The organism is Mesorhizobium sp. WSM4313 (assembly GCF_002294725.1).
GTDB lineage: Bacteria > Pseudomonadota > Alphaproteobacteria > Rhizobiales > Rhizobiaceae > Mesorhizobium.
The window spans coordinates 34,347-51,857 of the sequence record NZ_NSFT01000019.1 but is presented as its reverse complement, the minus strand read 5'-3'; the positions used below and the strand labels follow the sequence as shown (position 1 = coordinate 51,857).

General features: G+C 63.6%; 15 protein-coding genes. 6 read left to right on the top strand and 9 right to left on the bottom strand.

Annotation, left to right across the window (positions count from 1 at the left end; translation table 11 throughout):
- Positions 1–387 precede the first annotated feature (387 nt).
- Together CK219_RS27470 and CK219_RS27465 are read left to right on the top strand one after the other, a co-directional pair.
- Complete coding sequence (locus CK219_RS27470) at positions 388–1,749, top strand: pilus assembly protein (protein ID WP_095769761.1); 1,362 nt, start codon at positions 388–390, stop codon at positions 1,747–1,749.
- Positions 1,750–2,167: 418 nt separating this feature from the next.
- A complete protein-coding gene (locus CK219_RS27465; RefSeq protein WP_095769747.1) occupies positions 2,168–3,436 on the top strand; it encodes a cyclopropane-fatty-acyl-phospholipid synthase family protein in 1,269 nt (422 codons plus the stop codon).
- A gap of 12 nt (positions 3,437–3,448) precedes the next feature.
- Here CK219_RS27465 and CK219_RS27460 read toward each other — a convergent pair whose 3' ends face one another.
- Together CK219_RS27460 and acs are read right to left on the bottom strand one after the other, a co-directional pair.
- Positions 3,449–4,216: an MOSC domain-containing protein gene (locus CK219_RS27460; protein WP_095769746.1), complete on the bottom strand. Its 768-nt coding sequence runs from the start codon at positions 4,214–4,216 to the stop codon at positions 3,449–3,451.
- Positions 4,216–6,171: an acetate--CoA ligase gene (gene acs / locus CK219_RS27455; protein ID WP_095769760.1), complete on the bottom strand. Its 1,956-nt coding sequence runs from the start codon at positions 6,169–6,171 to the stop codon at positions 4,216–4,218. The genes CK219_RS27460 and acs overlap by 1 nt, the downstream gene beginning before the upstream one ends.
- A gap of 302 nt (positions 6,172–6,473) precedes the next feature.
- Here acs and CK219_RS27450 point away from each other — a divergent pair, with 302 nt between their 5' ends.
- Positions 6,474–6,746: an usg protein gene (locus CK219_RS27450; protein ID WP_095769745.1), complete on the top strand. Its 273-nt coding sequence runs from the start codon at positions 6,474–6,476 to the stop codon at positions 6,744–6,746.
- Positions 6,747–7,027: 281 nt separating this feature from the next.
- On the opposite strand, the gene CK219_RS27445 is transcribed toward CK219_RS27450, so the two are convergent.
- Together CK219_RS27445 and CK219_RS27440 are read right to left on the bottom strand one after the other, a co-directional pair.
- Positions 7,028–8,062: an aldo/keto reductase gene (locus CK219_RS27445; protein WP_095769744.1), complete on the bottom strand. Its 1,035-nt coding sequence runs from the start codon at positions 8,060–8,062 to the stop codon at positions 7,028–7,030.
- Positions 8,063–8,100: 38 nt separating this feature from the next.
- On the bottom strand, positions 8,101–9,288 hold the full coding sequence (locus CK219_RS27440; protein WP_095769743.1) for an MFS transporter: 1,188 nt from the start codon (positions 9,286–9,288) through the stop codon (positions 8,101–8,103).
- A 122-nt stretch (positions 9,289–9,410) separates the two neighbouring features.
- On the opposite strand from CK219_RS27440, the gene CK219_RS27435 reads away from it, so the two are divergent.
- Positions 9,411–10,316 (top strand): LysR family transcriptional regulator, encoded by a 906-nt coding sequence (locus CK219_RS27435; protein ID WP_095769742.1) that lies wholly within the window; start codon positions 9,411–9,413, stop codon positions 10,314–10,316.
- Between the two features lie 58 nt (positions 10,317–10,374).
- Here CK219_RS27435 and CK219_RS27430 read toward each other — a convergent pair whose 3' ends face one another.
- The 4 genes from CK219_RS27430 to CK219_RS27415 all read right to left on the bottom strand — a co-directional run bounded on the left by CK219_RS27430 (position 10,375) and on the right by CK219_RS27415 (position 12,958).
- Positions 10,375–11,424: an aldo/keto reductase gene (locus CK219_RS27430; protein WP_095769741.1), complete on the bottom strand. Its 1,050-nt coding sequence runs from the start codon at positions 11,422–11,424 to the stop codon at positions 10,375–10,377.
- A 129-nt stretch (positions 11,425–11,553) separates the two neighbouring features.
- The gene (locus CK219_RS27425; RefSeq protein ID WP_095769740.1) at positions 11,554–11,955 is read right to left on the bottom strand and encodes a type II toxin-antitoxin system VapC family toxin; all 402 of its coding nucleotides are present in this window, start codon (positions 11,953–11,955) and stop codon (positions 11,554–11,556) included.
- Entirely contained in the window at positions 11,955–12,209 is a 255-nt protein-coding gene (locus tag CK219_RS27420) for a type II toxin-antitoxin system Phd/YefM family antitoxin (RefSeq protein ID WP_095769739.1), read from the bottom strand. The genes CK219_RS27425 and CK219_RS27420 overlap by 1 nt, the downstream gene beginning before the upstream one ends.
- Before the next feature lie 86 nt (positions 12,210–12,295).
- Positions 12,296–12,958, bottom strand: a complete 663-nt coding sequence (locus CK219_RS27415) for a YggS family pyridoxal phosphate-dependent enzyme (protein ID WP_095769738.1) — start codon at positions 12,956–12,958, stop codon at positions 12,296–12,298.
- A gap of 288 nt (positions 12,959–13,246) precedes the next feature.
- Between CK219_RS27415 and leuS the strand changes: the two genes are divergently transcribed.
- Together leuS and lptE are read left to right on the top strand one after the other, a co-directional pair.
- Complete coding sequence (leuS, locus tag CK219_RS27410; protein ID WP_095769737.1) at positions 13,247–15,874, top strand: leucine--tRNA ligase; 2,628 nt, start codon at positions 13,247–13,249, stop codon at positions 15,872–15,874.
- Positions 15,861–16,439, top strand: coding sequence for an LPS assembly lipoprotein LptE (gene lptE / locus CK219_RS27405; protein ID WP_095769736.1), 579 nt, complete (start codon positions 15,861–15,863; stop codon positions 16,437–16,439). The genes leuS and lptE overlap by 14 nt, the downstream gene beginning before the upstream one ends.
- Positions 16,440–16,827: 388 nt before the next feature.
- Here lptE and fsa read toward each other — a convergent pair whose 3' ends face one another.
- Positions 16,828–17,484, bottom strand: a complete 657-nt coding sequence (gene fsa / locus CK219_RS27400; protein ID WP_095769735.1) for a fructose-6-phosphate aldolase — start codon at positions 17,482–17,484, stop codon at positions 16,828–16,830.
- Positions 17,485–17,511: the final 27 nt, after the last annotated feature.

Here is a 17,511-nt window from a genome sequence, read left to right as displayed (position 1 = left end):
GACGGCCTCCTGCGCTTCCGGTGCTCACGTACTTTAAGCACGCTCCGCTCCGGTTCTCGGAAGCCGCCCTTCTCGACTGGGCTGACCCGAATCTCAACAGACCCTGCGCTGCGCCATGTTTCACCGGAGCCGCTGACCCGCTTCGGCACAGTTCGATTGTGCCGAAGAGAGAACGACCGCGACAGTCTTCAAGACTATGGTAAGCGCTTCATGAAGGTCGCGTTTCCAAGGCATTTTCGTTTACTTCCGGTTCACCTTCAGATTTGCCGAAAGTCAGCAAAAACAACGGATTAACCTCTTGTTAATCGCCTTACGGCGGCTTCTGGCCGAAATCCTGCAACGCCTCTGCCGAGCGGCACGGTGCCGCGGACAGTGGAGGCGGAAGGGATGCGGCAGTTCAGAGGTGTCGTTCGTGGGGTGGACGGCTTTGCCCGCAACCGCGAAGGCAATTTCGCGGTACTGTTCGGAGCTGCCGCATCGGTCCTCGCGCTGGGGGTGGGATTCGCGGTCAACATCTCGCAACTCTACAATGCGAGATCGAGCCTGCAGGGCGTCGTCGACGCCGCCGTGACCTCGACGGCCCGCGATCTCACCCTCGGCGTCATCACGGAAACCGATGCCAACAAAACGGTGCAGGCGTTTCTCGACGCCAACAGCACGGCCGGCATCCTGCAGGCCAACCAGATCGTGCTCGACAGGCTTACGGTCAACAGGACGGCCAACACCGTACAGGCGGATGCGCATGTCGATGTCGGCCTCTATTTTCCGCTGTTCAGCACCAGCACCATGCGCCGCGTGACCGCCTCGACCTCGGCGCTCTATTCCGACAAGACCGTCGAGGTGGCGATGATGCTCGACGTCACCGGTTCGATGGCGGGCCAGAAGATCAAGGACCTGAGGGCCGCGGCGAGCAACGCGGTCAATTCCTTCCTTACCGGCCAGAACGCCGCCAATCCTCGGGTGCGGGTGGCGATTGTGCCTTATGCGAATTCCGTCAATGCCGGATCGCTTGCCGCAGGTTCGGTCTTCGTCGAGACAAAGGCCAGCGAGCGCAAACAGGCGCCGGGCAATGACGATCCGCAGTATGTTTCGGCGTCGACGCGGCCGGACAATTGCGCGACCGAGCGCAAAGGCGCCTATCAATATTCGGATGCTGGCCCCGAGGTCAGCATGGTCAACCGCGATCTCTTTTTGTCCGACTTCGCCAGGCAGAGCCGCACTCGGGCCTGTCCGCTCGCGACAATTCAGCCGCTGACCACGGATGCCTCGGCTCTGAACAACGTGATCAAAGACCTCGATGCCTCCGGCGGCACGGCGGGCCATATCGGCGTGCAGTGGGCCTGGTACATGCTGTCGGAAAACTGGGGCGGGGTGATGAAGGCCTCGGAGCGGCCGGCGAAGATGGATCCGAAGAAGGTGGCGAAATACGCGATCCTGATGACGGATGGCGAATTCAACCTGTCCTATTTCGACGCCAACGACCCGGATCAGGTCTACAACGATGCCGGCAAGGTACAGACACGCACCGCCGCGACGACACTGTGCGCGGCGATGCAAGACCAGGCCATCGAGATATTCACCATCGGCTTTGCGCTCACCGAGAAAAACGCCAAGTCGACGCTGCAGGCCTGCGCCAGCCCGGATACCGGAAACACCAAACATTTCTATCAGGCAGCCAACGGCGCCGAGCTCGATCAGGCGTTTCAGGACATCGTGCGCAACATCGACAAGCTGACGGTAACCAGATAGCGGCCGCGAGAAAATCGCACAACGATGGCGTTCAAAAGGAAAAGGCCGCCGCTTCTTGACGAAGCCGGCGGCCTTCCGTGTTTCCGTCCATGACGCGGCTTCCGGCGGCAACCCCATCGGGCTACCTGCCGCGCGTCTCGCGCCTTAACGGGAAGACTGCTTCCCGAAAGTGCAATCCGCTGAGCTCACGTTATGGAAAACGAAATCACTCGACATCGGATCACCTCCTTTCAGTTCGTTGAACACACACAGATGATGGGGTGCGTCGCGGCAAATGGCAAGGTGCCGCAACGGAATGGCAGGCGGGAAATCCCTGCCCGCGGTGTTTTTGGGCAACAGATCGGGATTGCGCTGGGCAGGCCAGTTGGATGACAGTGGCGCCCGGGAGGGCCCGCATTCGACGCATCGGGAGGTGAGAATGGACGCCGCCGACAAAGCCGCGCGGATCGCACGAACGGTCGTCGAGACGCTGAAACCGGGTTTCGCGGTCAAGCTCTGGACCGGTGAGCGCATCGGTCCCGCCGGCGGTCCTGTGCTCACCATCAACGACCAGGATATCGTCTGGCAATTGCTGCGCCGGCCGCGCTTCTCGACGCTGGTCGAGATGTGGATTTCCAAGACCATCGACATCGAAGAAGGCACGCTGTTCGATTTCTACGCGCTGCCTTCGCAAGGCAAGCTCAAGACGATGCTCAGATCGCTGCCGAAGCTGGCGATTTTGCGCGACCTGCCGGCGGTGCTTTTCTCGCGCAAACAAATGACGGCGCGCAGCGATCTTTCCGGCCGCAACCCTTATGTCAGCGGGTCGAACAAGGAGGCGATCCAGCACCATTACGACATTTCGAACGCCTTCTATCGGCTCTTCCTCGACGAGCGCATGGTCTACAGCTGCGGCTATTTCAGGGATTTCGCCAACGGCATCGACCAGGCGCAGATCGACAAGCTCGACCATATCTGCCGCAAGCTCAGGCTGAAGCCGGGCGAAACGTTGCTCGACATCGGCTGCGGCTGGGGCGCGATGCTGATCCACGCGGCGAAACATTACGGCGTCGTCGGCCACGGCGTCTCGCTGTCGCAGGCCCAGACCGAGCTTGCCCGCGAGCGCATTCGCGCCGAGGGGCTGCAGGACCGCATCACCATCGAAATAAAGTCCTATGCCGAGCTCTCCGGCAGCTTCGACAAGATCTCGTCGATCGGTATGTTTGAGCATTTGGGGATCGCCAACCACGCTGCCTATTTCTCGACTGTCCATCGCCTGCTGAACCCCGGCGGCATCTACCTGCACCACGCCATCACCAGGCGCAGCAAGGGCGACCTGAAGAAGACCCTGCGCAAGGGGCCGGAATACAAGGCCCTGATCAAATACATCTTTCCCGGCGGCGAGCTCGACACGATCGGCATGACGCTCGGCAATCTCGAGGCGCACGGCTTCCTGGTCTATGACGTGGAAAACCTGCGCGAGCATTATGCGCAAACCTGCCGCCTGTGGGCGGAGCGCCTCAGTGCACGCTTCGACGAGGCGGTCGCCGAGGTCGGCGAGCCCAAGGCGCGGCTGTGGCTGCTCTATCTGACGGGTTGCTCGATCACCTTCGAGCGCGCCTCGGCGCAGATTTTCCAGACCGTCGCCACCAGGCGCGCCCGCGGCCCGAGCGGCCTGCCGCCGACACGGGCGGATTTGTACCGGTAGACCCGACCCGCTTCAGTCCATCAAGCGCATCGGCGCGCCGAGCTCGATCCGTGCCGGCCGGTCGACCGTGCAGTAGACGCCGAGATTATGGGCATTGTGGCGTACCAAATTGCGCAGGATGCCGGGATCGGTGTCGAAACCGTCCTGGGCGATGATGGTGAAGCCGCAGCGGCGGCACGGTTCGGAGACGGTGAGCAGCAGATCGCCGACCGCGAGCTTCCTGCCGATCCATTGCGTCTCCGGAAAGGCGCCTTCGACCGGGTCCATCTCGACGACGATGTTGGGCCGGAAGCGGCGCGGATCGGGCACGCCTTCGGGATGCAGCGCCTTCAGTCTGGCCAGCGAGGCGGTGGTGAGCAGATGGATCGGCGCCTTGGCATAGCGGGCCTCGGTCAACGGGCCGGTGTAGCCGGGCGCTGCGTTCTGCGCGCCGAACGGCCGGATCGAGGCCTCGAAGCCGAGAAAGGCCGATACCGTGCGGTCGCTTTCAGGATCCGGCGCCGGCAGCCATTCGCCGCCGGGCACCGCCACTTCGAGCCGCCATTCCTTGTTCATCGGGGCCTCGCTCAGCCGGGTGCGAATCAGCGGCACCTTGTGCCACTTGGCCTCGCGGTCGGGCCTGGCGATCTCGCCGTCGGAAGCATCAACCAGTCCGAACAGCCGGTCGCCGTCGACGGTCCTCAGCCCGACGGAGATGGCATCGCGCCGCTCGCCGGCGAGCGAACTCGCCGGATAGCGCCAGAGCTGGCTGACGGTGCCGAGGATTGCCTTGCCGGTCATCAGCCCTTCTTGTTCTGCCGGTTGGCGACGAGATCGTCGACCACGGCCGGATCGGCCAGCGTCGAGGTGTCGCCGAGCGCGCCGAAATCGTCCTCGGCGATCTTGCGCAGGATGCGCCGCATGATCTTGCCCGAACGGGTCTTCGGCAGGCCCGGCGCGAACTGGATCTTGTCGGGCGCGGCGATGGCGCCGATCTCCTTGCGGACATGCGCGACCAGCTCCTTGCGCAATTCCTCGCTCGATTGGGTGCCGGCCATCAGCGTGACATAGCAGTAGATGCCCTGGCCCTTGATGTCGTGCGGGTAGCCGACGACGGCGGCTTCCGACACCTTTTCATGGCTGACCAGCGCCGATTCCACCTCGGCCGTGCCCATGCGGTGGCCGGAAACGTTGATGACGTCGTCGACCCGGCCGGTGATCCAGTAATAGCCGTCGGCGTCGCGCCGGCAGCCGTCGCCAGTGAAGTATTTGCCCTTGTAGGTCGAGAAATAGGTCTGCACGAAACGGTCGTGGTCGCCATACACGGTGCGCATCTGGCCCGGCCATGAATCGGCGATGCAGAGATTGCCGTCGGTGGCGCCGTCCAGCACCTTGCCTTCGCCGTCGACCAGCTGCGGCTGGACGCCGAAGAAGGGCCGCGTGGCGGAACCCGCCTTGAGGTCGGTGGCGCCGGGCAGCGGCGTGATCATGATGCCGCCGGTCTCGGTCTGCCACCAGGTGTCGACGATCGGCACCTTGGCGTTGCCGACGACGTTGTAATACCACTCCCAGGCTTCCGGATTGATCGGTTCGCCGACCGAACCCAGCACGCGCAGCGACTTGCGCGAGGTCTTCTTCACATGGCTGTCGCCGGCGCCCATCAGCGCGCGCAGCGCCGTCGGCGCGGTGTAGAAGATGTTGACCTGGTGCTTGTCGATCACTTCCCAGAAGCGCGACTGCGAGGGATAGTTCGGCACGCCCTCGAACATCAGCGTCGTGGCGCCATTGGCCAAAGGCCCGTAGACGATGTAGCTGTGGCCGGTGACCCAGCCGACATCGGCCGTGCACCAGTAGATGTCTCCGTCATGGTAGTCGAAGACATATTGGTGCGTCATCGAGACATAGACGAGATAACCGGCGGTGGTGTGCAGCACGCCCTTCGGCTTGCCGGTCGAGCCGGAGGTGTAGAGGATGAAAAGCGGGTCTTCCGCCTTCATCTTTTCCGGCTTGCAGTCGGCCTTAACGGTCTGCGCCTCGTCGTGGTACCAGACATCGCGTCCCGGCACCCAGCCGGTCTTGCCGCCGGTGCGGCGCACCACCACGACCTTTTCGACCTTGGTGCCGGCCTTGGCGGCGATGTCGATCGCTTTGTCGGTGTTGTCCTTGAGCGGGATCGGCTTGCCGCCGCGCAGGCCCTCGTCAGCGGTGATCACGATGGTCGATTTACAGTCGTCGATACGGCCGGCCAGCGCATCGGGCGAGAAGCCGCCGAACACGACCGAATGGATCGCGCCGATACGCGTGCAGGCGAGCATGGCATAGGCCGCTTCCGGAATCATCGGCATGTAGATGGTGACGCGGTCGCCCTTCTTGACGCCATGCTTCTTCAGCACGTTGGCGAAGCGGCAGACATGCGCGTAGAGCTCGTTATAGGTGACCTTGCGGTCGTCATAGGGGTTGTCGCCTTCCCAGATGATGGCGGTCTGGTCACCGCGCTTCTTCAAATGCCGGTCGATGCAATTGTAGGAAACGTTGGTCTGGCCGTCCTCGAACCACTTGATCGAGACCTTGCCGTTGAAGGAGGTGTTCTTGACCTTGGTGAAAGGCTTGAACCAATCGATGCGCTTGCCGTGCTTGCCCCAGAACTTATCCGGATTTTTCACGCTGTCGGCATACCATTTGAGATAGGTGTCGTTGTCGATCAACGCGTTCTTCTTCCACGCCGGCTGGACGCGGTGGACATGCACATCGGACATTTCTTTGCTTTCCTCCCAAACCATCCACCGGCTTGCGCCGCCGGCGCCATCGCAGCGAAGCGGCCGCGAATTCGCGGGCATTATTAACAGTTCCGCGGTGACGGCAACATTAGACGTTGGATTCGCGTGGCGGGATGACGCAGGGGCAATTGGGCCAGCCATTAGCACTCTCGCTTCGCGGCTGCTAACCGCCTGTTTTAACGACAAAAATTTTGCAGAGTCTCGAAGAAATCCATAGACAGTTAAGCAACCGTGGGCACAATTCAGCGTTGGGAGGAAGGAGAATCAACCAAGGAAACGCAATGCGCGACAATTCCGAAATGGATCTGATGCTCAGGGGATACGGGCTGACTACGGCTAAGATCCTTTATCATTATCCCGATCACCCGCACCTGCTGCAAAGCTATGTCTGGCAGGACTATGACCTAGCTCCGGAATTCCCGGTGCTGATCCGCTTCATCGAGTTCTGGAAGACCAAGCTCGACGGCCCGCTGCATTCGGTCACCTACACGCATCAGAAGCTGATCGCGCCGAACGAGTGGCGGAAGGTGGATGGGGAGTTTCGGGTGCACTGAGGCGGCGTAGAGTGTTTGGCGGAAACGCCCGTCGCTTCGTCATCCACGGGCGAAGCAAGGAGCGAAGCGACGCGGCGCAGACCCGAGGATCCATTCCGTGACTTCGAAGCGTTGCGACGATCCAGAATTCTGCCCCGCTGCGCTCTGCGATTGGGGTAACGGAATGGATCCTCGGGTCTTCGCGACGCCGCTTCGCGGCTGCTTCGCCCGTGGATGACGAAGCTCGCAGGGGTGCGGCTAATCGCATAAGTTCGCCCTGGATATGGACGGCCGCGACTTAGTCACACCGCCGGCGGGTTCAGCCGGGCGAAGCCTTCCTGGCGGCGATAGGGGAAGTACGGATAAGGCGCCGTCACCGCGCTTGCTTCATCGAGCGCCCCGATCTGCGTCGGCGTCAACGCCCAACCGACGGCGCCGAGATTCTGGCGCAGCTGCTCCTCGTTGCGCGCGCCGATGATCACCGATGCCACGGTCGGCCGCTGCAGGAGCCAGTTGATAGCGACCTGCGGCACGGTCTTGCCGGCCTCGGCGGCGACCGCTTCCAGCGCATCGATCACCTTGAAAAGCTGCTCGTCCTCGACCGGCGGGCCGAAATCGGCGGTGCCGTGCAGCCGGCTCTTCTCCGGCAAGGGTTTTCCGCGGCGGATCTTGCCGGTGAGCCGGCCCCAGCCGAGCGGGCTCCATACCAAGGCGCCGACGCCCTGGTCGAGGCCGAGCGGCATCAGCTCCCATTCATAGTCGCGCCCGACCAGCGAATAATAAACCTGATGCGCGACATAGCGCGGATAGCCGTGCTTTTCCGCCAGGCCGAGCGATTTCATCACCTGCCAGCCGGAGAAATTGGAGACGCCGACATAGCGCAGCTTGCCGGAGCGCACGAGGTGATCCAGCGTCGACAGCACCTCCTCGATCGGCGTCGAGGCGTCGAAGGCGTGGAGCTGAAGCAAGTCGATATAATCGGTGCCGAGGCGCTTCAGCGCCGCGTCGACGGAGCGAATCAGGCGCGAGCGGGACGAGCCCCAGTCGGCCGGGCCATCGCCCATCGGCAGGGACGTCTTGGTCGAGATCAGCACCGCGTCGCGGCGGCCCTTGATGGCCTCGCCCAGCACCTCCTCCGAAGCGCCGTTCGAATAGACATCAGCCGTGTCGAAGAGGTTGACGCCCGCCTCCAGGCAGATGTCGACCAGGCGGCGCGCTTCCTTCGCGTCGCTGTTGCCCCAATGGCCGAACAGCGGGCCGGAGCCACCAAAAGTTCCGGCGCCGAAGGAAAGCGCGGGCACTTTCAGGCCGGAGGCGCCGAGAGGTCGATAATCCATGTTTTTTCTCCTGATTGGATGTCGAAGGGAGTCAGCGCTCAGCACTGCGCGGTGACCGGCCTGCCGATCGCCCGGCCGCGTTCGAGACGCAGCGCCATGAACACGACGCCGAGCGCGGCGAGCGGCACCAAGCCGGCGATAAGGGGGACGGCGCCGAGGCCGGGGCCGTGGTCGATGACGAAGCCGCCAAGCCAGGCGCCGATGGCGTTGCCGAGATTGAAGGCGGCGATGTTGAAGGAGGAGGCCAGGCCCTGGCCGGCGCCCTTGGCCTTCTCCAGCACCCACATCTGCAGCGGCGCGACGGTGGCGAAGGCGGCGGCACCGAGCAGACCGACGGCGACAATCGCTGCCACCGGCTGGTGGATCGCCGCGGCCATGACGAACAGCATCGCCGAAAGTGCGACCAGCGTGCCGATAACCGTCGGCACCAGATGGCGGTCGGCAAGGCGCCCGCCAAGCAGATTGCCCGCCACCAGGCCACCGCCGAAAACCAGCAGGATCGGCGACACGGCTGCCTCGGAAAAGCCGGTGACGCGGGTGAGGATGGGCGCCAGATAGGTGAAGGCCGCAAAGACGCCGACCCAACTCAGCACCGTGGTCAACAAGCCGAGCAGCACCGGCCGGCGGCCGAGCACGGCGAGCGCGCCTTCGGAGGTCTCCTCTTCCTCCGTGGCGGTAGGCTCGTCGCGCGGCACCAGCAGCGCGATCACGGCAAAGGCGATGACGCCGACCAGCGTGACCGCCAGAAAGCTCGAACGCCAGCCATAGGCCTGGCCGAGCCAGGTGCCGAAGGGCACGCCGAGGATGTTGGCGACGGTAAGGCCGGTGAACATCAGCGCGATGGCCGAGGCCTTCCGGTTGGGCGCGACAAGGCTGGTGGCCACGACGGAGCCGACGCCGAAGAAGGAGGCATGGGCGAAGGCCGTCAGCACACGGGCCGCCATCAGCGTCCAGTAGTCGGGCGCCAGCGCACAGGCGAGGTTGCCGACGGTGAAGACCACCATCAGGGCAAGCAGCAAGGTCTTGCGCGGCAGGCGTCCGGTCAAGGCGCCAAGCAGCGGCGCGCCGACGACGACGCCCAGCGCATAGCCGGTAATGAGCAGGCCCGCGGCCGAGATCGAGACGCCGAGATCGGCGCTGACATCGAGCAGCAGGCCCATGATGACGAATTCGGTGACGCCGATGCCGAAGGCGCCGGCGGTGAGGGCATAAAGAGCAAGGGGCATGGCTGCGGTCCGGTTGATCAGGAAGGGACGCTCAGTCCCGCGCCCCGACACGCAAGATCGTGATCCGCCAAGCTGTGAACCAGCCTTGCATCGGGCATATTTTCTGTGAAATAGATTCACGAATGGCGAGACCGGACATCAACCGCTCCGGCGAGGTCGAAGTGTTCGTCCGCGTCGTCGAGGCGGGCAGCTTCTCGGCCGCGGCGCGGGCGCTGCGCATGACGCCATCGGCGGTGAGCAAGCTGATCGCGCGGCTGGAGGCGCGGCTTGGCGCGCGGCTGATCAGCCGTTCGACGCGCAAGCTGCAGTTGACGCCGGAAGGGGCTGCCTTCCATGACAGCGGCCTGCGCATCCTCGCCGATCTCGACGCGGCCGAGCGCGAAGCGGCGGCGGGCGCGGCGCCGCGCGGCAGGCTGAGGGTCAACTCCTATGTGCCATTCGGCCAGCACAGGCTGATGCCGCTCTTGCCGCTCTTCCTGGAAAAATTTCCCGAGATTTTCGTTGAAGCCGTGCTGACCGACAGTGTCATCGACCTTCTGGAAGAGCGCGCCGATGTCGCCATCCGCGCCGGGCCGCTGCGCGAGTCACGCCTGGTTGCGCGCAAGCTCGGCCAGAGCCGGATGGTCCTGGTCGCGTCGCCTGCGTATCTTGCAGCGCGCGGCACGCCACGCGCATTGTCCGATCTCGCTCGCCACAACATGCTGGCCTTCGGCTTCGCCAGGCACATCGAGGGCTGGCCCTTTATCGATGCGACAGGCAAATCGATCATCATGCCGATTGTCGGAAACATGTCGCTGACCGACGGCGAAGCGATGCGGCTAACGACGATGGCAGGAGCCGGCATAGCGCGGCTGGCGCGCTGGCATGTCGAACCCGATATTTGCGCCGGGCTGCTCGTGCCGTTGCTGGAAGAGTTCAATCCCGGCGACGAGGAGCCGACGCATGCCGTCTATGTCGGCCAGGGCAAGCATCTGCCGGCCCGCGTCCGAGCGTTCCTCGATTTTCTCGCGGAAACCGTTCGTCTCTGAATGAGGAAAGAGCCGCGCGCCAATGGCACGCGGCTCCGACCTGTCTGCGCGAACGGAATTACGCCTTCGGCACGAACGGCGCCGGACGCCGGCCGGCGCCTTGCCGCTCCAGCATCCAGCCGGGATATTCGGCAGGCAGCGCGCTCACCTCGTCGAGCCTGGCGAGGTCGTCGGCGTCGAGCTTCAAGCCGGTCGCGGCGAGGTTCTGCTGGAGCTGGTCCATGCGACTGGCGCCGATGAGGACGCTCATGACGAAAGGTTTTGCCAGCACATAGCCCAGCGCCACCGTGGCGACGCTGACTTCGTGCTTTTTGGCGACCTCGCGCATGACCGCAACCGCGGCCCAGGCGCGGTCCTCATTGACCGGCGGGAAATTGAAGGAAGCGCGCCGGCCCTCGCCATTGCCGGGTGCTCCGGGGCCGTATTTGCCGGAAAGCAGGCCGCCGGCCATCGGCGACCAGACCATCAGGCCAAGCTTTTCCTCGTTGATCAGCGGCACGATCTCGCGCTCGAGATCGCGGCCGGCGATCGAGTAGTAGGATTGGATAGTCTCGAAGCGGGCATAACCTTTGCGCTCCGCGATGCCCAGCGCCTTGGCGATACGCCAGGCCTGCCAGTTGGAGACGCCGACGTAACGGACCTTGCCGCTGGCGACGAGGTCGTCGAGCGCGCGCAACGTCTCGTCGATCGGCGTGACCGTGTCGGTGCCGTGCAGCTGGTATAGATCAATATGGTCGAGCTGCAGCCGCTTAAGGCTGCCGTCGACCGAATCCATGATGTGACCGCGCGAGGAGCCGCGCTCGTTCGGCCCGTTGCCCATGGCGCCATGCACCTTGGTGGCGATGATAACGTCCGAACGTTTCACGCCGAGATCCTTGAGCGACTGTCCCAGCAGCTGCTCGGACTGGCCGAAGGAATAGACATCCGCGGTGTCGAAGAAATTGACGCCGGCGGCGATCGAGCGGCCGACGATCTCGTTGACGCCCTTCTGGTCGAGACTGGCGATCAGGCCCCATTGGGCATTCTCGCCGGCGGCGCCGAATGTCATGGTGCCGAGGCAGAGTTCGGAAACGAACAGGCCGGTGTTGCCGAGCTGATTATAACGCATGGTGAGATTCCCCGAGAAAGGAGTGAATGTGCACCAAGCAAAATAGGAACGGTCCGTTTCGTTTCAAGTTCTGGCGCAAGCGCGGTGGTCAACTTGATGTGAAGTTGCCAATCAGCGGATCTTGAAACGTCAGACTTCCCAAGGATTGACGACCGTCACGCCCACGCCTTCGAAGTCGGCCACGTTTCGAGTGACCAGGATCAGGTCGTGCACGAGGGCGGTTGCCGCAATGAGGGTGTCGGCGTTCCCTCGCGTACGTCCGGCCGTGATACGGCCCCACGCGAGGGCGACCTCTTCCGTGATCGCCAGGATGCGGTCCGCATTGTCTCGGCGCAGTTCCCGCAGCCAGACGTCAAGCCGCGCTGCCCTGTCGGGGTCGGTCTTGCGCTGCTTGACGATCCCACGTTCGATCTCACCAATGGTGATCACACTGAGACTGATCGAGGTCGGATCAACCGAAGCCAGCCAGGCGGTTGGTTTCGGCAGTCGCCTTTGCACGTCTGAAACAACGTTCGTATCGAGCAGATACATCAGAGGTCGACGTCCCGGATCATCGTATCCGAGCGGCGGGTGATTTCCTTATGAAACTCATCGTCCCAGCCGGGGCCGGTCAGAAGATATTCAGCGAGCGATTTCTTCTTCCCGGCCAAGCGGTCGTAGTCCTCGGCGGACAGCACGACCGCAGCCCGTTCGCCGCGAAGCGTCACGGTCTGCGGCCCTTCTGTTCGCGCGCGCTGGACCACTTTTGAAAAATTATTCTTCGCGTCCTGAAGATGCCAGTTCATCCGCAGCTCCTAGCTAGCTTGGCTAGATATAGCGTGGCGGCAGCGGATCATCAATCAACCCCACGGAAAGATAGCGGGTGACGGCGTCACCGGTTGCCGAAGATTGCCGACCCGACCCTGACGCTGGTCGCGCCGAAGGCGATGGCGGTCTCGTAATCGCCGGACATGCCCATCGAGAGCTTCGCGACACCGGCCTCGCGGGCGAGCTTTTCCAGCAGCGCGAAATGCGGGCCGGGGTTTTCATCGGCCGGCGGGATGCACATCAGGCCTTCGATGGCGAGACCGTGCATGTCGCGGCAGCGTTTGACGAAAGCGACCGCCTCGCGCGGCTCGATGCCGGCCTTTTGCGGCTCGGAGCCGGTGTTGACCTGGACATAGAGTTTCGGCGCCCGGCCCTGCCGGGCCATTTCTTTTGAAAGCTCGGCGGCGATCTTCTCACGGTCGACCGTCTCGATGATATCGAAAAGCGCCACCGCTTCCTTGGCCTTGTTGGATTGCAGCGGGCCAATCAGGTGCAGCTCGATATCGGCAAATGCCGCCTTCAGCGCCGGCCATTTGCCTTGCGCTTCCTGCACGCGGTTCTCGCCGAAGACGCGCTGGCCTGCCTCGATGACGGGGCGGATGTCCTCGGCCGCGAAGGTCTTCGACACCGCCACAAGCGTGACGGCGCCGGGCGCTCGCTTCGCCTCGCGCTCGGCGTTCGCGATCTTCGCCCTGACCGCGTGAAGCTGCTCTACGGCGTTCGTCATGCCACTATCCTGCCTATAGTTTTCATGGTCGGCCGGCTCGCCGCAGTTGACGGGTCCGGCAATCCATGGTGAACACCGCGACGACATTGTCTCGGCTGCCGGCCCAGGCGTGTCGATATTCAGGTGATGCCGGCCTGCAAATGCCGGTTTCCTGCGCTTCCGGTGCTCACGTACTTAAGTACGCTTCGCTCCGGTTCTCGGAACCCGCCATTTTCGGCTCGGCCTGACCTGAATATCGACACGCCTTAATCCAGCACCGCGCACCTGCTTTTAAGTGAAAAACATCCGATGGCAACCGAACGATACAATCCGCGCACGTCAGAGCCCAAATGGCAGAAGGCCTGGGCCGAAAAGAAGCTGTTCGAGGCCCGCAACGACGACCCGAAGCCGAAATACTACGTGCTCGAGATGTTCCCCTATCCGTCGGGCAAGATCCATATCGGCCACACCCGCAACTACACGATGGGCGACGTGGTGGCGCGCTACAAACGCGCCAAGGGTTTCAACGTGCTGCATCCGATGGGCTGGGACGCGTTCGGCATGCCGGCCGAAAACGCCGCCATGCAAAACAAGGTCCATCCCAAGGACTGGACCTACGAAAACATCGCGGTCATGCGTGAGCAGCTCAAGATGATGGGCCTGTCGCTCGACTGGGCGCGCGAGTTCGCGACCTGCGACGTCGACTATTACCACCGCCAGCAGATGCTGTTCCTCGACTTCGTCGAGAAGGGCTTGGTGACGCGCAAATCCTCCAAGGTCAACTGGGACCCGGAGGACATGACGGTGCTCGCCAACGAGCAGGTCATCGACGGCCGCGGCTGGCGCTCGGGCGCGCTGGTCGAGCAGCGCGAACTGACGCAGTGGTTCTTCAAGATCACCGACTTCGCGCAGGACCTGCTGGACGCGCTCAACGGACTCGAAGAGTGGCCGGAAAAGGTCAAGCTGATGCAGCACAACTGGATCGGCCGCTCGGAAGGGCTGCTGATCCGCTGGCCGCTGGCGGCACCGGTTGGCGACACACATGAGCTGGAAGTCTACACGACAAGGCCGGACACCATCTTCGGCGCCTCCTTCATGGCGGTCGCCGCCGACCATCCGCTGGCGAGAAAAGCCGCCGAGAGCAATGTCGAGCTGGCGAAGTTCATCGAGGAGGTCCGCCATATGGGCACCTCGGTGGCGGCGCTGGAGACGGCCGAGAAGAAGGGCTTCGACACCGGCATCCGCGTCGTCCACCCGTTCGACGAGAACTGGACGCTGCCGGTCTATGTCGCCAATTTCGTGCTGATGGAATACGGCACCGGCGCCATTTTCGGCTGCCCGTCGGGCGACCAGCGCGACCTCGACTTCGCCAATAAATACGGCCTGCCGGTGATCCCGGTGGTGATGCCGGAAGGCGAAAACCAGGGGAGCTTCCAGATCATCGAGGAGGCCTATGACGGCGACGGAGTGATGATCAATTCGCGCTTCCTCGACGGCATGAAGCCCGAGAGGGCGTTCGATGAAGTGGCAAAGCTCCTGGAGCAGAAAAGCATCGGCGGCCGGCCGATGGCGGAGCGCAAGGTGAATTTCCGCCTGCGCGACTGGGGCATTTCGCGCCAGCGCTACTGGGGCTGCCCGATCCCGATGATCCATTGCGAAGCCTGCGGCGTCGTCCCGGTGCCGAAGGCCGACCTGCCGGTGAAGCTGCCCGACGACATCGAGTTCGATCGCCCGGGCAATCCGCTCGACCGTCATCCGACCTGGCGGCATGTGAAATGCCCGCAATGCGGCCGCGATGCGCGGCGCGAGACCGACACGATGGACACGTTCGTCGATTCGTCGTGGTATTTCGCACGCTTTACCGCGCCCTGGGCCAACGAGCCGACCGAGCCGAAGGCGGCCGACGAATGGCTGGCGGTCGACCAGTATATCGGCGGCATCGAGCACGCGATCCTGCACCTGCTCTATTCGCGCTTCTTCACCCGCGCCATGCGCGAGACCGGTCACCTCAATCTGGCAGAGCCGTTCAAGGGGCTGTTCACGCAGGGCATGGTGGTGCACGAGACCTACCGCGTCGGCGGCCCGTCCAACAATGGGCGCTGGCTGTCGCCGAGCGAGGTCAGGCTCGAGGACGTCGACGGCAAGCGCCGCGCCGTCGAGATCGCCACCGGCGAGGAGGCGACGGTCGGCGCGCTGGAGAAGATGTCGAAGTCGAAGAAGAACACGGTGAGCCCGGAAGAGATCACCGACGGTTACGGCGCCGACACGGCACGCTGGTTCATGCTGTCGGACTCGCCGCCGGAGCGCGACGTCGAATGGACCGACGAGGGTGCGGCCGGCGCGCACCGCTTCGTGCAGCGCATCTGGCGCCTGGTGCAGATCGCGGCCGAGCAGCTGCCCGGCGTGAAGCCGACGGCGGCGAAGGAAGGCGATGCAGGCGCCGTTTCCAAGGCCGCCCACAAGATCCTGAAGGCGGTCGGCGAGGACATAGAGAAGCTCGGCTTCAACCGTGCGATCGCCCGCATCTACGAGCTCGCCAATGTGCTGGCCGCGCCGCTGGCCGACGTTGCCGAAGGCAAGGCCGACGACGCGCTGAAGGGCGCCTGCCGCGAGGCGGTGGAAATCCTGGTGCACATCATCGCGCCGGTCATGCCGCATCTGGCGGAGGAATGCTGGCAGGAGCTGGGCGGCGCCGAAATGGTCGCCGAGCGGCCCTGGCCGGTCTACGATCCGGCGCTGGTGGTCGACAATGAGATCGTGCTGCCGGTGCAGGTCAACGGCAAGAAGCGCGGGGATTTGACAATTGCCCGCGACGCGGATCAAGGTGCCGTCGAAAAAGCGGTGCTGGCCCTCGACTTCGTGCAAAAAGCACTGGAAGGTAAGGCTCCGCGCAAGGTGATCATCGTGCCGCAGAGGATCGTCAATGTCGTTGCCTGATCCGGTGAAGTCAGATGCGGCCCGCCTGCGCGGCCGCTTGGCGCTCTGCGGCATGGTCGCCGCGCTGGCGCTGGTCTCGGCCTGCACCGTGCGGCCGCTCTATTCCAGCCAGCCGCTGTCGCCCGGATCGCTCAGCGCCTCCGCCGAGCTCGGTTCGATCTCGATCAAGCCGGTCAATACCCGTTACGCGCAGCAGGTGCGCAACAATCTGATCTTCGCTTTCGGGCAGGGCTCGGGCGAGCCGGCCTCGCCGGCCTACACGCTCGATCTCGGCGTCACCGAGCTCGTCGAATCGGCGGCCATCGTGCAGGTGCAGACCCAGGAAGACGAGCCGACGGCCGGCACGGTCACGCTGACCGCCAACTACGTGCTCAGGGACACCGCGACCAACACGGTGATTGCCGTCGGCAAGCGCTCGATCCCCTCGTCCTTCGACCGGCCGCGCCAGGAATTCGCGGCCTATCGTGCGCAGATCGATGCGGAGAACCGCGCTGCGCGTGAGTTGGCCGACCTGCTGCGGCTTTCCATCGCCCAGGATTTGGCCAGGCACGGCAAAAAGGCCTAGTTCCTCGCCGGAGATTGGCTGAAGCCTTCCGAACTTCGTCATCCCAGGGCGGAGCAGCCGCGAAGCGGCGTCGCGTAGATCCTAGGATCCATTCCGTTACCTCGGCCTGAAGGTGCGGCGGAGCAGAATTCTGCACCGTTGCGACGCTCGTATGTCACGGAGTGGATCCTCGGGTCTGCGCGCGTCGCTTCGCTCCTTGCTCCGCCCGTGGATGACGATCGCGATGGGCGTTACGGCCAATCGCCGAGGCAGGTGACCTGGCAAGGCATAGGCACTTTGCCACGAAAAAAGGCCGGTTGCCCGGCCTTCTTTGCTACTCAGTTGCTTTTTGCCTTGCGCAATTCCCAGACGGAAAATCGTTACACACTTTCCTGGAATTGCTCCGGCCTCAGCCGATCTTCTGGCCGGTTTTGGCCCAGTCGGCGAGAAAGGCGGCGAGGCCTTTGTCGGTCAGCGGGTGATTGACCAGCGCCTTCAGCGTGGCCGGCGGCGCGGTCACGATATCGGCGCCGATCAGCGCGGCTTGCTTGACGTGGTTCACCGTGCGCACCGAGGCGGTCAGGATCTCGGTCTTGAAATCGTAATTGTCGTAGATGGTGCGGATTTCCGAGATCAGCTCCATGCCGTCCGAGCCGGTGTCGTCGATGCGGCCGACGAAAGGCGAGATGAAGGAGGCGCCGGCCTTGGCGGCCAGCAGCGCCTGGTTGGCCGAGAAGCAGAGCGTCACGTTGACCATGCGGTTCATTTCGGTGCGGATGGTCTTGCAGGCCTTCAGGCCGTCTAGCGTCAGCGGCACCTTGATGGCCACGTTCGGCGCGATCTTGGCCAACACCTCGGCCTCGGCCATCATGTCCTTGTATTCGGTGGCCACCACCTCGGCCGAGACCGGCCCTTCGACGATGTCGCAGATTTGCTTGGTGACTTCGGAAATCTTGCCGCCCGATTTCAGGATCAGCGACGGGTTGGTGGTGACGCCGTCCAGCAGCCCCAGATCGTGCAGCTCCTTAATTTCCTTGATGTCAGCGGTGTCGACAAAAAACTTCATGGCTGTCTCCTTGGGGATCGCCTGGCG

Coding starts and splice junctions, on each gene's coding strand:
- CK219_RS27430 (WP_095769741.1), bottom strand. CDS start 11,424: ATGCGTTATAATCAGCTCGGCAACACCGGCCTGTTCGTTTCCGAACTC.
- lptE (WP_095769736.1), top strand. CDS start 15,861: ATGTCGTTGCCTGATCCGGTGAAGTCAGATGCGGCCCGCCTGCGCGGC.
- acs (WP_095769760.1), bottom strand. CDS start 6,171: ATGTCCGATGTGCATGTCCACCGCGTCCAGCCGGCGTGGAAGAAGAAC.
- CK219_RS27465 (WP_095769747.1), top strand. CDS start 2,168: ATGGACGCCGCCGACAAAGCCGCGCGGATCGCACGAACGGTCGTCGAG.
- CK219_RS27460 (WP_095769746.1), bottom strand. CDS start 4,216: ATGACCGGCAAGGCAATCCTCGGCACCGTCAGCCAGCTCTGGCGCTAT.
- CK219_RS27470 (WP_095769761.1), top strand. CDS start 388: ATGCGGCAGTTCAGAGGTGTCGTTCGTGGGGTGGACGGCTTTGCCCGC.
- fsa (WP_095769735.1), bottom strand. CDS start 17,484: ATGAAGTTTTTTGTCGACACCGCTGACATCAAGGAAATTAAGGAGCTG.
- CK219_RS27440 (WP_095769743.1), bottom strand. CDS start 9,288: ATGCCCCTTGCTCTTTATGCCCTCACCGCCGGCGCCTTCGGCATCGGC.
- CK219_RS27435 (WP_095769742.1), top strand. CDS start 9,411: ATGGCGAGACCGGACATCAACCGCTCCGGCGAGGTCGAAGTGTTCGTC.
- CK219_RS27420 (WP_095769739.1), bottom strand. CDS start 12,209: ATGAACTGGCATCTTCAGGACGCGAAGAATAATTTTTCAAAAGTGGTC.
- CK219_RS27415 (WP_095769738.1), bottom strand. CDS start 12,958: ATGACGAACGCCGTAGAGCAGCTTCACGCGGTCAGGGCGAAGATCGCG.
- CK219_RS27425 (WP_095769740.1), bottom strand. CDS start 11,955: ATGTATCTGCTCGATACGAACGTTGTTTCAGACGTGCAAAGGCGACTG.
- leuS (WP_095769737.1), top strand. CDS start 13,247: ATGGCAACCGAACGATACAATCCGCGCACGTCAGAGCCCAAATGGCAG.
- CK219_RS27450 (WP_095769745.1), top strand. CDS start 6,474: ATGCGCGACAATTCCGAAATGGATCTGATGCTCAGGGGATACGGGCTG.
- CK219_RS27445 (WP_095769744.1), bottom strand. CDS start 8,062: ATGGATTATCGACCTCTCGGCGCCTCCGGCCTGAAAGTGCCCGCGCTT.